This window comes from Streptomyces sp. NPDC097129, from assembly GCF_055668065.1.
This window is the reverse complement of the sequence record NZ_JBVOQE010000004.1, coordinates 128,672-143,169: the sequence shown is the minus strand read 5'-3', so window position 1 is coordinate 143,169 and position 14,498 is coordinate 128,672. Positions and strand designations below refer to the sequence as shown.

General features: G+C 73.8%; 12 protein-coding genes. 5 read left to right on the top strand and 7 right to left on the bottom strand.

Going from position 1 to position 14,498, the window contains the following annotated elements; genetic code table 11:
* The first annotated feature begins 300 nt into the window (after nucleotides 1-300).
* Genes AC0B9F_RS14475 through AC0B9F_RS14460 form a run of 4 tightly spaced genes read left to right on the top strand, consistent with a single transcriptional unit; the run spans nucleotide 301 to nucleotide 4,160 of the window.
* Nucleotides 301-588, top strand: coding sequence for a hypothetical protein (locus tag AC0B9F_RS14475; protein ID WP_472002385.1), 288 nt, complete (start codon nucleotides 301-303; stop codon nucleotides 586-588).
* 19 nt (nucleotides 589-607) lie between these two features.
* Nucleotides 608-1,432, top strand: coding sequence for a hypothetical protein (locus tag AC0B9F_RS14470; RefSeq protein WP_472002383.1), 825 nt, complete (start codon nucleotides 608-610; stop codon nucleotides 1,430-1,432).
* A 29-nt stretch (nucleotides 1,433-1,461) separates the two neighbouring features.
* Entirely contained in the window at nucleotides 1,462-3,393 is a 1,932-nt protein-coding gene (locus tag AC0B9F_RS14465; RefSeq protein WP_472002381.1) for a fumarate reductase/succinate dehydrogenase flavoprotein subunit, read from the top strand.
* A complete protein-coding gene (locus AC0B9F_RS14460) occupies nucleotides 3,390-4,160 on the top strand; it encodes a succinate dehydrogenase/fumarate reductase iron-sulfur subunit (RefSeq protein ID WP_472002379.1) in 771 nt (256 codons plus the stop codon). Before AC0B9F_RS14465 ends, AC0B9F_RS14460 begins: the two co-directional genes overlap by 4 nt.
* Nucleotides 4,161-4,263: 103 nt before the next feature.
* Here AC0B9F_RS14460 and AC0B9F_RS14455 read toward each other — a convergent pair whose 3' ends face one another.
* Entirely contained in the window at nucleotides 4,264-5,355 is a 1,092-nt protein-coding gene (locus AC0B9F_RS14455; protein ID WP_472002377.1) for a hypothetical protein, read from the bottom strand.
* Nucleotides 5,356-5,437: 82 nt separating this feature from the next.
* On the opposite strand from AC0B9F_RS14455, the gene AC0B9F_RS14450 reads away from it, so the two are divergent.
* A complete protein-coding gene (locus AC0B9F_RS14450) occupies nucleotides 5,438-6,964 on the top strand; it encodes a hypothetical protein (protein ID WP_472002376.1) in 1,527 nt (508 codons plus the stop codon).
* Nucleotides 6,965-6,966: 2 nt separating this feature from the next.
* On the opposite strand, the gene AC0B9F_RS14445 is transcribed toward AC0B9F_RS14450, so the two are convergent.
* The 6 genes from AC0B9F_RS14445 to AC0B9F_RS14420 all read right to left on the bottom strand — a co-directional run bounded on the left by AC0B9F_RS14445 (nucleotide 6,967) and on the right by AC0B9F_RS14420 (nucleotide 14,341).
* Complete coding sequence (locus tag AC0B9F_RS14445; RefSeq protein WP_472002374.1) at nucleotides 6,967-9,612, bottom strand: SpoIIE family protein phosphatase; 2,646 nt, start codon at nucleotides 9,610-9,612, stop codon at nucleotides 6,967-6,969.
* Nucleotides 9,613-9,877: 265 nt separating this feature from the next.
* The gene (locus AC0B9F_RS14440; RefSeq protein ID WP_472002372.1) at nucleotides 9,878-10,291 is read right to left on the bottom strand and encodes an ATP-binding protein; all 414 of its coding nucleotides are present in this window, start codon (nucleotides 10,289-10,291) and stop codon (nucleotides 9,878-9,880) included.
* A gap of 699 nt (nucleotides 10,292-10,990) precedes the next feature.
* Entirely contained in the window at nucleotides 10,991-11,401 is a 411-nt protein-coding gene (locus AC0B9F_RS14435) for a (deoxy)nucleoside triphosphate pyrophosphohydrolase (protein WP_472002370.1), read from the bottom strand.
* Between the two features lie 216 nt (nucleotides 11,402-11,617).
* On the bottom strand, nucleotides 11,618-11,818 hold the full coding sequence (locus AC0B9F_RS14430) for an SPOR domain-containing protein (RefSeq protein WP_472002368.1): 201 nt from the start codon (nucleotides 11,816-11,818) through the stop codon (nucleotides 11,618-11,620).
* A gap of 369 nt (nucleotides 11,819-12,187) precedes the next feature.
* Complete coding sequence (locus AC0B9F_RS14425) at nucleotides 12,188-12,940, bottom strand: GntR family transcriptional regulator (RefSeq protein WP_472002366.1); 753 nt, start codon at nucleotides 12,938-12,940, stop codon at nucleotides 12,188-12,190.
* Between the two features lie 183 nt (nucleotides 12,941-13,123).
* Complete coding sequence (locus tag AC0B9F_RS14420) at nucleotides 13,124-14,341, bottom strand: DUF4190 domain-containing protein (RefSeq protein WP_472002364.1); 1,218 nt, start codon at nucleotides 14,339-14,341, stop codon at nucleotides 13,124-13,126.
* Between the last annotated feature and the right edge of the window lie 157 nt (nucleotides 14,342-14,498).

The window sequence follows — 14,498 nt, the reverse complement described above, 5'->3', positions numbered from 1 at the left end:
TGGGAGTACCTCCGGAAAGCCGCGGGCGTTATGATCACGTTTGGCGGTATATGGAGCTGATCACACGTATGCAGATTTGATGGAGCCACTGAAGAGGAAAGGATCCGGCCACAGCCAGCGACACGACGGCGACGGCCCGCAAGGCCACCCGTACGGGCGCAACGCACCCCGCGATGCACCCGTACGCCTCCGCCAATCGGTGCACGTCCCTTCACAGCGCGTGGTGTGACGCGCAACACTCGCAGGCGCATGAGCGTTGCCACCCAGGGCCTGAAAGACCCGCGGAAGTGAGGGCAAGTCATGTCCGTGCACGACGAACTGACGTCAGTCCAGCGCAGCCTCGACGATCTCTACCGGTCGCTGGGACGCCTGGAGAAGCAGCTCGGCAGCGGCAGTCTGGAGATGCGCCGGGCCCGGATGGACGCCGACCATCTGCGCGAGAGCGTCTCGCTGCTGCGCTCGGCGATCACCCCGGTCCAGGCCGCCCGGCCCGAGGTGGTCACCATCAACGACACTCCCTACGACGGGTCCCTGTGGACCGACTCCGACGACGAGGGTCTGGGCGCCCGCGACCGGCACGCCCCCTGACGGGACGGGAGCCGCAGAGGTGGCCACTGGTACGGAACCCCGTCCGAGCAGCAGCGGCGGCGTCCGGTCGACGACCCGCGCCGCCATTGCCGCCGCGCACCTGCGCACCGACCGTTGGTGGCTGGCGCCCGCCGCCACCGCGGCCGGTCTGCTCGCCTTCGTCGTCTACTCGACCTGGCGGGCCTTCGCCAACGCTCACTACTACGCGGCGCCGTACGTCTCGCCGTTCTACTCGCCGTGCCTGGCGGAGAACTGCCGCACGATGCACGCCGGGCCCAACGCCGACCTCTTCGGGAGCTGGTGGGGCATCTCGCCGGCGATCATCATCCTGATCTTCCCGCTGGGCTTCCGGCTGACCTGCTACTACTACCGCAAGGCGTACTACCGCGGTTTCTGGGCCTCCCCGCCGGCCTGCGCGGTGCCCGAGCCGCACGCGAAGTACACCGGCGAGACCCGCTTCCCGCTCATCCTGCAGAACGTCCACCGCTACTTCTTCTACGCGGCGCTGCTCGTCGCGGGCGTGCTGACGTACGACACCGTGCTGTCCTTCCGCGACGCGCACTACCGCTGGGGACACATGGGGCTCGGCACCCTGGTGTTCCTCGCCAACATCGTGCTGATCTGGGCGTACACCCTCTCCTGCCACTCCTGCCGGCACATCGTCGGCGGGAAGCTCAAGCACTTCTCGAAACACCCCGTGCGCTACCGCATGTGGCGGTGGGTCGGCCGGCTCAACGCCCGGCACATGCAGCTCGCCTGGGCGTCCCTGCTGAGCGTGGCCCTCGCCGACTTCTACGTGTACCTCGTGGCGTCCGGGGTCTTCGACGATCCGCGCTTCTTCTAGTGACTCGTGACTCAAGTGAGGACTGACCGATGTCCGTGGTCGACCGGCAGGAGTGGGACGTCGTCGTGGTCGGGGCCGGCGGCGCCGGACTGCGGGCCGCGATCGAGGCGCGCGAGCGGGGCGCCCGTACGGCGGTGATCTGCAAGTCGCTGTTCGGCAAGGCGCACACCGTGATGGCCGAGGGCGGCATCGCGGCGGCGATGGCCAACGCCAACGAGCACGACAGCTGGCAGGTCCACTTCCGCGACACGATGCGCGGCGGCAAGTTCCTCAACCAGTGGCGGATGGCCGAGCTGCACGCCAAGGAGGCCCCGGACCGGGTCTGGGAGCTGGAGACCTGGGGCGCGCTGTTCGACCGGACGAAGGACGGCCGGATCTCCCAGCGCAACTTCGGCGGCCACGAGTACCCGCGCCTGGCGCACGTCGGCGACCGCACCGGCCTGGAGCTGATCCGCACCCTCCAGCAGAAGATCGTGGCGCTCCAGCAGGCCGACCACCGCGAGAGCGGCGACTACGAGTCGGGCCTGAAGGTGTTCCAGGAGTGCACGGTCACCAGGGTCCTCAAGGACGGGGACCGGGTCAGCGGGGTCTTCGGCTACGACCGCGAGAGCGGGCGCTTCTTCATGCTTCAGGCGCCCGCCGTCGTGATCGCCACCGGCGGCATCGGCAAGTCGTTCAAGGTCACGTCGAACTCGTGGGAGTACACCGGCGACGGGCACGCCCTCGCCCTGCTCGCCGGCGCGCCGCTGCTGAACATGGAGTTCGTGCAGTTCCACCCGACCGGGATGATCTGGCCGCCGTCGGTGAAGGGCCTCCTCGTCACCGAGTCGGTGCGCGGCGACGGCGGGGTCCTGCGCAACGCCGAGGGCAAGCGGTTCATGTTCGACTACATCCCCGACGTCTTCAAGGAGAAGTACGCCGAGACGGAGGAGGAGGCCGACCGCTGGTACGACGACCCGGACCACAACCGGCGTCCTCCCGAGCTGCTGCCCCGCGACGAGGTGGCCCGCGCGATCAACTCCGAGGTGAAGGCGGGCCGGGGCTCCCCGCACGGCGGGGTCTTCCTGGACGTGTCGACGCGGATGCCGGCCGAGGTCGTCAAGCGCCGGCTGCCGTCGATGTACCACCAGTTCAAGGAGCTGGCCGACGTCGACATCACCGCGGAGGCGATGGAGGTCGGGCCGACCTGCCACTACGTGATGGGCGGCATCGCCGTCGACTCCGACACGGCCGCCGCGCGCGGGGTGCCCGGGCTGTACGCGGCCGGTGAGGTCGCCGGCGGCATGCACGGCTCGAACCGGCTCGGCGGCAACTCGCTGTCCGACCTGCTGGTGTTCGGCCGCCGTGCGGGCCTGCACGCCGCCGAGTACGCGGCGGCGCTGGCGTACGAGCGGCCGCCGGTCGACGACGCCCAGGTCAACCTGGCGGCGGCGGAGGCGCTGCGGCCGTTCTCGGCGGAGACGGAGGGCGAGGCGGGGCCGCCGGAGAACCCGTACACCCTCCACCAGGAACTCCAGCAGACCATGAACGACCTGGTCGGCATCATCCGCCGCGAGGGCGAGATGGAGCAGGCGCTGCACAAGCTCGGTGAGCTGCGGGCGCGCGCCCGGCGGGCCGGGGTGGAGGGCCACCGGCAGTTCAACCCGGGCTGGCACCTCGCCCTGGACCTGCGGAACATGCTGCTGGTCAGCGAGTGCGTGGCCCGGGCGGCGCTGGAGCGCACCGAGTCGCGCGGCGGCCACACCCGGGAGGACTTCCCGTCGATGGACCGCACCTGGCGCCGGGTGAACCTGCTGTGCCGGCTCACCGACCCCACCGGCGCCCTCGCGGCGTCGGACCCCGCCCGCGGCCAGATCACCCTGGCCCGTGAGGCCACCGACCCCGTCCGCCCCGACCTGCTCGCGCTGTTCGAGAAGGAGGAGCTGGTCAAGTACCTCGCCGAAGAGGAGCTGTACGAATGAGCGGCTACCCGGCACGGTTCAAGGTGTGGCGGGGGGACGCGGACGGCGGCGGTCTGGAGGACTTCACCGTCGAGGTCAACGAGGGCGAGGTCGTCCTCGACATCATCCACCGGCTCCAGGCGACGCAGGCGCCCGACCTCGCGGTGCGCTGGAACTGCAAGGCCGGCAAGTGCGGTTCGTGCTCGGCGGAGATCAACGGCCGCCCCCGGCTGATGTGCATGACCCGTATGTCGGTGTTCGGCCAGGAGGAGACGGTCACCGTCACGCCCCTGCGCGCCTTCCCCGTCATCCGGGACCTGGTGACGGACGTCGGCTTCAACTACGCCAAGGCCCGCGAGGTCCCGGCGTTCGTCCCGCCGCCCGGCCTCGGCCCCGGCGAGTACCGGATGATGCAGGAGGACGTGGACCGCTCGCAGGAGTTCCGCAAGTGCATCGAGTGCTTCCTGTGCCAGGACACCTGCCATGTCGTGCGCGACCACGAGGAGAACAAGACGGCGTTCGCCGGCCCGCGCTTCCTGATGCGCATCGCCGAACTCGACATGCACCCCCTGGACGCGGCCGCCGAGTCCGGCCTGGACCGCAAACGCTCAGCCCAGGACGACCACGGCCTCGGCTACTGCAACATCACCAAGTGCTGCACGGAGGTCTGCCCCGAGGGCATCAAGATCACGGACAACGCCCTGATCCCGCTGAAGGAGCGGGCGGTCGACCGCAAGTACGACCCGCTGGTGTGGCTGGGCTCGAAGATCAGGAGGCGGTCTTCGTAGCGGGTCCAGCGCAGCTACGGCCGGGGCGCTGGGCGCGGTGCTGGAGCAGGCCGCCGACGACGACCTGCGCGAGCGCGGTCACCGCCAGAACGTACCCCTTCGTTCAGTTGTTCCAGCCGTCACGGTACGCCTCCCAGTCAGCCTCCGTCGCCGCGAAGTCCACGTAGAGAGCGACGCCGAACGCGGCGCGGTCCGCGTCCGTGCGGGACAGGCCCAGCCGGACGCCGCGTACGGCCGCGGGGACCGTCTCCGCGGCGCCGCGGTGGCCGAAGCGGTTCTCGTGGTAGAAGGGCAGGCCCATCAGCAGGTCGGTGGAGGGCGGGGTGACCTCCAGGGCGAGCGAGGTCTGCTGGGCGACGTAACCGCCGTAGGTGCTCTGCCACTGCTGCATCGTGTCGTACGACATGACGGCGATCTGGTCGACGCGGCGCGCGACCTGGCCGAAGAACTCCTGGGACCACCACTTGGGGTGCCCGGTGACCGTGCCGAAGACGGAGTGCAGGCCCGGCAGCGGGTCGATCTGGTGGGCGGCGACGGAGAGCAGCGCCCCGCGGGCTGCCGTCTCGCGGTGCAGGGCGTCGAGGAGGCCGAGGTAGTGGCGGTCGCCGGAGTGCAGCGGCTCCAGGTCGAAGTGGGCGCCGTCGAACCCGGCGTCGAGGATCGCGCGGGTGGAGCCGGCGATCACCGCCCGCGTCGCGGCCCGCTCCAGGCGCAGCCCGTCCGGCCCCTCCGTGGCCAGCACGTCGCCGAGCCACGCCTGCACCCGCACCCCGGGCAGTTCCCGGTGCACCGCCGCGACCAGCCACCGCGCCCTCGGGTACGCCGACGCGGGCAGCGTGCCGTCGTGCTCCAGCGGACCGGCGTGCACATACAGGTCGCGGACACCGGTGCCGGAGAGCCGGTGGGCGAGGGCGGCGACGTCGGCGTCCTTCTTGCGGCCGTCGACCCAGGCGTGCCCGAGCCACAGGGCGTCCCGGTTCCGGGTGCGGGTGCCATCGGCGGGATCGCCGGTGTAGTTCACCCGCAGGGCGACCTGGGTGGCGAGCACCGGCAGCAGCAGGACCAGCACGACGGCGAGGGCGATACGGAGGGCCAGGCGCCACCGCCGTCGCGGGGAGCGGGGTGCGGGCGGCTCCGGCTCGCCGCCGGCCTCCGGTATGGCCCCGGGTTCCTCCGTACGCCCCGCGCGTTCCATCCCCGTACCCCTCCCTCGTCCGTCCGCCCCACCGGACGCGCCCGGCTCGCGACCCCGTATACCGGGCCATACGCTCCGAAACGTGACGTCAACCTCTCCACGGGGCCGACCGCGGCACGCCACGGCGCACATATCCGTGCGGGTGGCGCATGCGCTGCTGGGCGGCACCACGGGAGTGGTGTGGCTGCTGTTGCCGGGGATGACGACGGCGACCGAGCCGCCGGTTGCGATCAGCCGCCCGGCACCGGCCGCGAGCACGGCGGCGGCGCGGCCGCACGAGGACGAGACGTCCGCCACGGATCTCGTCCTGCCGGTGGCCGCCGTAGGGGCGGCCGCACTGCTCGCCGGCTATGTCTACGTCCGCAGTACCCGGCGCTCCCGTACCCGCACGACGCCCGCGACCGCCCGCCCCGCGCCCTCCGGGGTCCTCCCGCCGCACCCCTACACACCGGCCCCCGGCGAAGTCGACCGGCAGACACGGGCGGCGCTGGTGGAGGCCGACGACTGCGTGCGCACCAGCCGCGAGGAGCTGGACTTCGTGCGGGAGCTGTACGACGAGCCACGCGTCGAGCCGTTCGCCCGGGCTCTGCGCGAGGCGGAGGGCGAGCTGGCGGCGGCGTTCGCGTTGCGCCGGCGGGACGACGAGGGCCTGCCGCAGGAGGATGCGGCGGCGCGGCGGCACACGCTCGCCGGGATCGTCGGCCGGTGCGCGGAGGCGGGGCGCGTCCTGGACGCGACCGCGGCCGCCTTCGACGACCTGCGCGCGGTGGACGCCGAGGGGTGGAACGCGCTCGCGGTGGCGGAGGCCCGCTTCCGGGCGCTGGCCGCCCGCACGGGGCAGGCCGAGGCCACGCTCGCCGGCCTGCACGGCAGGTTCGCGCCGGGTGCGCTCGACCCGGTCACCGGATACGTCGAGCTGGCCAAGGACCGCCTGGTGACGGCCACCACCCGGCTCAACGAGGCCCGGCAGTGCGCCGACCGGGGCGAGAGCGCCCGGGCGGCGGCCCGGCTGCGGTCCGGCGAGGGGGCCGTGGCGCGGGCGGAGGTCTTCGTCACCGCCGTCGACCGGCTGGCACGGGAGCTGACGGCGGCCCAGGAGATGCTCCCGGCGGCCCTGACCGGCGCGGAGGCCGAACTGGCGGCGGCCCGGCAGACCGCCCCGGCGGATGTGCCGCCCGGTGAGCTGCACTCCCGTATCGCGCACGCGGACGCCGTGCTGGCCTCCGTACGCCTGGAGCTGACCGGTGGCCGGCCGTACGACCCGCTGGCGGAGCTGCGGCGGATCGTGCGGGCGCTGGCGCCGGTGGCCACCGGGCGGGCGGGCGTGCTGCCGGCCGCCGCGCGGCTGACGGCGGAGAGCGCGGTGGCCGCGGCGGACGGTTTCGTCGCCACGCACCGGGACGTGGTGGGCGCCGAGGCGCGCACCCTCCTGGCTGCGGCGGCACGGGCCCTCGCCTCGGACACGCTGACCGGCCTGGTGGCCGCCGGCACCCTCGCCACGGCGTCCCGCGACCACGCCGAACAGGACGTCCGCACACACGGCCCGCCACGGGAGCCGGAACCCCTGGCCTACGGCGGACCCGCGACGCGACACCGGCGCGAGACCTGACCTCAGAACAGGCTCAGCAGGGCCTCCGCCGGGTCCACCGGGCCGGACTCGCCGTCCGGGAGGGCCAGTTCGAACCAGACCGTCTTGCCGCGCGGTGTGCGGCGCGAGCCCCAGGACGCGGAGAGCAGGCCGACGAGTTGCAGGCCGCGGCCGCCCTCGTCGGTGTCGCGGGCGCGGCGGCGGCGCGGCTGGACCAGGCCGGAGTCCCACACCTCGCAGACCAGGGTGCGGTCCAGCAGCAGCCGGAGCCGGATCTCGCCCTCGCCGTATCTCAGCGCGTTGGTGACCAGCTCGCTGACCAGCAGCTCGGTGGTGTCGACCAGCGGCTCCAGGTCCCAGCTCAGCAGCTGGGAGCGCGCGTACTCGCGGGCCCGGCCCACGCTGCGCGGCTCGCGTGGCAGCGTCCAGTCGCCGACGGACCCGGCGGGCAGCCCCTGGACGCGGGCCATCAGCAGGGCGATGTCGTCCTCGCCGTGATGAGTGTCGAGGGTGCTGAGGACCTGGTCGCAGACGTCCTCCAGGGGCAGCGCCGGATCGGTCAGCGCGCCGACGAAAGCCTGCAGCCCCTCGTCCAGGGGGTGGTCGCGGGACTCGACGAGCCCGTCCGTGTACAGGGCGAGCAGCGCGCCCTCCGGCAGTTCGACCTCGACCTCCTCGAACGGCTCCCCGCCGACGCCGAGCGGCATCCCGGGCGGCACGTCGAGCATCAGCGCCGGCTCGCCGGGCTCGACCAGCACCGGCGGCAGATGGCCCGCGTTGGCGAAGGTGCAGCGGCGCGTGACCGAGTCGTAGACGGCGTACACACAGGTCGCGAGGTACACCTCGGACAGGTCCGCCTCGCGCGGGCGCCGGGCGGCCCGGGTGGCCTGCTGGACGCCGCCGGGGGTGCCGAGGCCGCGGGCGATCTCGTCCAGCGCGGAGAGGACTTCCGCGGGTTCGAGGTCGAGCAGGGCCAGCGTGCGCACGGCCGTGCGGAGTTCGCCCATGGCGACGGCGGCGCGCAGCCCGCGTCCCATGACGTCCCCGACCACCAGCGCCGTGCGGTGGCCGGGCAGTTCGATGACGTCGAACCAGTCGCCGCCGACCTCGCTGGGCCGCCCGGTGGAGACGTTGCCGGGCAGGTAGCGGCAGGCGATGTCCAGGCCGGAGGCCACCGGGTCGCCGGGCGGCAGCAGGGACCGTTGCAGTATCAACGCCCGCTCGTGCTCACGCCGGTACAGGCGGGCGTTGTCGATGCAGACCGCCGCCCGTGCCGCCAGCTCCACGGCGAGATCCCGGTCCCGGTCCCCGAACGGCTCGCTGCCCTTGGTCCGCGCGAACAGCGCCAGTCCCACGACGGTGTCGTGGGCGACCATCGGCACGGCGAGCATGGACTGCACCAGGCCGCCCTCCTCGCCCGGCACGCGCTGCGGGCGGGCGGTGCGCAGGGCTTCGGCACAGGGCGAGTTGAACGGGTAGTGGTGGACCGCGCCGACCTCGACGCTCTCCTCGGAGCCGCCCCGGAACGGGGTGTCGGCGACGGCGCTGGCGTAGGCGACGCGGCGCATCTCCGCGCTGCCGTCGGCGAGCCCGGGCGGGGTCTCGTCGCCGGCCAGCAGGCCCTGGTAGAGGTCGACGGTGGCGAGGTCGCAGAAGCCGGGGACGACGACGTCGAGGAGTTCGCGGGCGGTGGTCTCCAGGTCCAGGGAGTTGCCGATGCGGGCGCCCGCCTCGTTGAGGAGGGCGAGGTTGCGCCGCGCGGCGGCGGCCTCGCGGGCGGCGGCGCGGCGGGCGGTGATGTCGGTGCCGAGCCAGGCGACGCCGATGGGCCGGCCCGAACCGCTGTGCACGCGGTAGAGGTTGACGGACCAGTGGCGGCGCTCGTCGGAGCCGGGCGCGTTCCCGGTGACGTGCATGTCCGTGATGGAGTCGCCCGTTTGCAGCACCCGGCGCAGCGTCGCGGTGACCCGGTCCGCCTCCGGCCGGGGCAGATAGTCGTGCACCCCCTTGCCGCGGTGGTCGTCGGGGGTGCCGCCGAAGATGGACGCGAACCTCTGATTGGCGCGGCGCACCTTCAGGTCGGTGTCGATGAGCAGAAAGCCGAACGGGGATTGGCCGAATATGGCCTGCGAGGCGGCGAGGTCGGTCTCGATGCTGCGCAGGGTGCGCACGTCCACGACGATGCAGACGGCGGCCTTCTCCCCCTCCTTGGTGCGCGTCGGCATGACATACACCTCGGCGAGCCCGTCCACGCCACGTCCGCCGTCCCCGGTGGCGGGCGGGGCGTCGGCGTCGTCCTCGGCGCGGGGCGCGCGGAAGGGGACGACGCCGGTCCACTCGCGGCCGTCGAGGATCTCGGCCATCTTGCGCTGGCTCCGGTCGCGCAGGTCGGGATCGACGAACGCCTCGATGGGGTCCATGCCGACGGCGCGCTCGGCGGGGATGCCGAAGATCTGCTCGGCGCGCAGGCTCCACTGGTCGACGAGGCCGTCGGCGCCGATGGAGAAGGACGCGACCTTGATGTAGTCGTAGATCGAGCCGGGCGGGCTGCTCTGCCACAGTGTGTCACCGGTCCGCTGCGGATCGGAGGCGAGCGCGCCCGCGGCTGTCGTCCTCGCGCCGTCCGACGGGTCCTCGGACTCCGTGGCCTTCGCTGGTATCTCGCTCACGCGAACCGTCCCCTCCAGCTCACCGCGCCCGGCATCGGTCACCGGCAGCGGCTGCCCGCAGTATCCAGCACTACGGGGCCGCACGACACGGTGTTCACGATCACAGCACGGACCGGGTCCTTTTTGGTCCGTCCTGCGACAACACTTCCAGTCTTCTAACCGGGCGGCAGGTGCTCGAACCCCGCAGTCCGGCATTGGTCGCGACCAGTACGGCCGCGGCGTCGGCGCCGGACGGTCACCGACGGGTCGTACGACCGCCGGGCGTTCACCCGGGGTGGGCGAGTTCGAACCACACGGTCTTGCCGCCCTCGCCGGGCCGGGTGCCCCAGCGGCGGGATGCCGATGCGACCAGTTGCAGCCCGCGGCCGCTCTCGTCGTCGGGGTCCGGGGTGCGCTCGCGGGGCGGGTCGGGCAGCGGATCGGAGACCTCCGCCCGCACCGCGTCCTGGCCGTCGCGCCCGGTGAGCCGCACCAGGCGGACGCCGATCGGGCCGGTGGCGTGCCGGAGGGCGTTGGTGACGAGTTCGCTGACCAGCAGTGCGGCGGTGTCGCCGAGGCTGTCCAGCTCCCAGGTGTGCAGCCGTGCCCGCACCACGGAGCGGGCGGCGCGCACGGCGCCCGGCTCAGCGGGGAACGTCCACTCGGCGCAGTCGCCTTCGGTGTCGATCACGCCGATCACTTCCCAGGCCAGCGGTCTCCCACCCTGTCCGGTTTCGTGGGGTTAATGGGCACATACCCGATATTCGGCGCCGGGTACCGCCCGCGCGGGCGCACTGTGGCACAAACGGCGTAAGAGGCGCTCGGGGGGCGCGGGTGGGGGGGTGTGGGGCGGGGCGCCGGGGGGTGGGACGCCGGGGCGCCGGGGGGTGAGCCGCCGGGGCGCCGGGGGGTGAGCCGCCTGGGCGCGCGCGGCGTGCGGGCGGGGGGCCGGGGGGCCGCCGGGGTGCGGGCGGGCGGGCCGGCAGGGGCGCCGAGGGGAGGGCCGCCGGGGTGCGGGCGGCCGTGCCAGCAGGGGCGCCGAGGGGAGGGCCGCCGGGGCGCCGCGGGCGCGGGCGGGCCTGCCGGCAGGGACGCCGGGGGGCCGCGGGCTCGGACGGGCCTGCCGGCAGGGACGCCGGGGGGCCGCCGAGGCGCAAGCGGGGGGTGCGGTGGGGGCCGCCGGGGCGCGGGCGGGCGGGCAGGGTGCGGGCGGAGGGACGCCCGGGCGCGGGCGGGCCCGGCAGGGGCGCCGGGGGGGGCGGGCCGCCGGGCGCGGGCGGGCGTGCCGGCAAGGGCACCGGGGGGCGGGCCGCCGGGGCGCGGGCGGGCGGGCAGGGTGCGGGCGGGGGTGCGCCGGCCGGCTTTCCCTTCCCGGCCGGGGGCTGGGCCGTGCGAGGTGTCAGCGCACCCCTGAGTCCAGGGCCGGCAGCGTGGCCCGTACCGCCGGGACGTCCTGGTCCAGCCAGTCGACGTCCCAGATCTCGCCCGGGCCGAGCCAGCGCAGCGCGTCGTGGTCCTCCAGCGGGTGCGGCGCCGGTGAGCCGGGCAGCAGGCGGGCGGTCCACACCCGCAGCACGTACGGCTCCCTCAGCGGCCACTCCCCCGGCACCCGCCCGACGGTCTCCGCGTCGACGCCCAGTTCCTCGCGCAGCTCACGCACCAGCGCCGCCTCGGGCGCTTCGCCCCGTTCCACCTTGCCGCCGGGCAGCTCCCAGCGGCCGGCCAGCTCCGGGGGCGCGCTGCGGCGCGCGGCGAGCAGCCGGCCGCCGCCGAGCAGGGCCGCGCCGACGACCACGATCCGTTCCGTCATGCGCCGGAGCCTATGCCAGGGCGCCCGGGGCCAGTTGCGGGCGCTGTGCGCGCCGGAGTCGGTTCCGGATGCCGTCCGCGCTGGTCAGTTCCGGATGCCGTCCGCGCCGGAGTCGGTTCCGGATGCCGTCCGCACCGGTCAGTTGCGGATGCCGTCCGCGCCGGTCAGTTGCGGATGCCGTCCGCACCGGTCAGTTGCGGATGCCGTCCGCGCCGGTCAGTTGCGGGTGCCGTCCGCGCTGTGAGTGTGCTGGCCGATCCGCTCGACCCAGTAGAGCTGCTTGTGGCCGCTGGCGTCGAGGCTGTCGGCGACCCGCTGGGCCTCCGCCCGGGTGGCGTACCTGCCCACGCGGTAGCGATTGCCGTTGTCGTCCTGCCGTACGACGAGCCAGGTCAAGGAGATCGTGCTCTCGTTCATCGCGCCCCACCGCTCCTTCCCACCCCGGCTCGTCCGCGCCCCGTCCGCGGCGCGAACCGGGCCCCGCCCGATAAGGAAACCGCAATCCGCATATGCCCGAGCCTACGCCCAACCTTTACGCAGCGAACACGGCTTTTCACGAAGAGGTAGGCAACCGGCCAGTACGGAAGGGGCGCACGAGGACGAATGCGCCCTGCGCGCAGCACGACGCGCCCGCTCGGCGCGCTTCCGGACGTACCGGAGCGCACCGGGGGCGACCTGCGAGAACGACCGAAAACGCTACGGCGCGCGCCGACGGCGGCAGCGGGGCTCGGCCCGGGCATACCGGGCCCCGGCGGGGCAGCCGGGGCGCATCCGCAAGGGTGTGCGCTACCTCACCGGCAGGTGGTACGCGACCCGGTAGCGGTCGGCCGGGATGACGACGTCGGCGGTCTCCACCGGGCGGCCGGAGGCGTAGTAGGTGCGCTGGACGACCAGGACGACATGGCCGGGCACTCCGCCGAGCGCCTGCAACTCCTCGGCGAGGCCGGGGCGGGCGCCGACCTCCTCGGTGACGTTGTCGACGACGACATCGATGGCACGCATCCGCTCCACCACGCCCATCCCGCCCAGCGGCCCCTCCTCGGGCAGCATCACGGGCGTACGGCCGGTGACGGCGAGCGGCTCCCAGGAGGTGGACAGCATCATCGGCTCGCCGGACTCCCGGAAGAGGTAGCGCGTGCGCATCACGCGGTCCCCGGGCTCGATGCCGAGCCGCGCGGCCACCGCCCGGCTCGCCTCCGCCTGTTCGCTGCTGGACTCCCAGGTGCCTCGCGCCTCGGCGTCCGTCTGCTCCTGCCGGAACGGGGTCGCGCCCCGTTCGGGACGGAATCCCGAGCGGGCGATACGACGCGGCACCGGCCGCTCCCGCACATACGTCCCGGAGCCGGAGCGGCCCTCGACCAGCCCCTCGGCCATCAGGACCTTGCGGGCCTCCAGCGCGACGGTGTCGGAGACGCCGTACTCCTCGCGGATGCGGGCCTGGGAGGGCAGCCGGGTGTGCGGTGGCAGCTGGCCGTCGACGATCTTCTGGCGGAGATCACCCGCGACGCGCAGGTACGCCGGCTGCTCACCGAATGTCACTGGCCGCTCCCATCAGCTTGTACAGACAGCAACAGCGTGGCAACCGTGGGTTGGACCGTGCAAGCAAAGGCCAGAGAATCACTCGAAGTGATGAACCGGGGGGGTGGGGAGGCTTCCGGCGGGGCACCGCTCCCGGCCTCACCCAGGCGTCACGCAGGCACTTTCTCCCCGCTGCGGCCGCGCTCACACATTGATCCCGCCACCACCGCCCGAGCCGCCGAGGTCGCCGGAGTCACCCGTCCCGCCCGAGCCGCCGTACGCGCCCGACGGCGGTGTGGTGGCGAGCTTCAGGACCTTGCGGACGGCCACCGCCGGGCCTCCGTCGATCGCCTTGAACCCCGCGGCGTAGTGCACGTCGAAGGTGTCCGGGTCCTTGGCGCTCGCGGCCTTCGCCCACTCCCCCTGAGCCGTCCGCAGCTCCCCGGCGTAGGCGGCGACCTGCCGCCGCGTGCCGGTCCCCCAGGCGTACGACTCGAGTTGGGAGATCTGCGCGGTCAGCGCGCTCTCCATCTCGCCGGCCCAGGCCCGGTTGCCCGCGAGGTCGTCCTCGGCCACGTCCTCGGGCTCGTCGGCCAGCGCCCTGTCGACCTCCTGGGCGGCCGTCAGGAAGGCGACCTGGTCCGCGTTCAGCGTGGTCGCGTCGGCGCGCAGCGAGCCGGTGAGCGTGCCCCGCTCGTCCGTGTTGCCGAAGACGCAGGCCACCTCGCGGTCACCGAGGGCCCAACTGTCCTTGCTGGGGCTGAAGTAGTAGACGTCGACGTCGTCCGGCCACGCCCAGCTGTCCATGGCGTACGCCTCCGCGAGCGGAAAACAGCGGCTCTCCGCCGCGGCGTCGACGGCGCGCTCGCCCGGGTAGCCGGAGCCGGCCGGGAGGTTGAACGTGCCGAACACCTCGCCGTCGTGCCGGCCCGCGCAGGGCACTTCGTCGACGTCGGAGGTGGCGCCGCCCAGCGCGCCGGGCTCGTCGAAGCACTGGCCCTTGTCCAGCGAGAAGGTCGCGCTGTCGCGGGCGCCGTCCTTCATGCCCTGCCAGAAGTCGGCGACGCCGCCGGTGGCGAGGACCAGCACCCACAGGGCGAGCCCGATCGTCGACAGGACCGCGCCACCGATCGCCAGGCCCTTGCCCCGCTCACCCCGCTTGCGGATCTGCACCAGCGCGACGACGCCCAGCACCAGACCGACCGCGGGCAGGAAACACAGCGCGCCGAGCACGAGGGCGGCGATGGCCACGCCGTTGACCGGAGCGGGCCGGTTGAACGGGACGTAGCCCTGCCCCCAGGGCTGATACGGCGGCAGATAGCCGCCCGGCGCCGGGTACGGCCCCTGCGGCGGGGGCGCCTGGTACGGCCCCGGCGTGGTCGGAGGCTGCTGGGGGCCGGGGGGCGGGGGCGGTATGGACACGGGTGCCGTGCTCCTGCTTCGGGCGGGCGAGCGGGTGTGACTCGGATAGTCGCATGCGTCGGGGGCGGGGGGTGGCCGGGGGTGCCTGCGGCGCCGGTCCGGCTTTTGTCTGCGGGTTTGTGGGTGGTTGCTCGCGCCCACGCGGCGGTGCCGCATA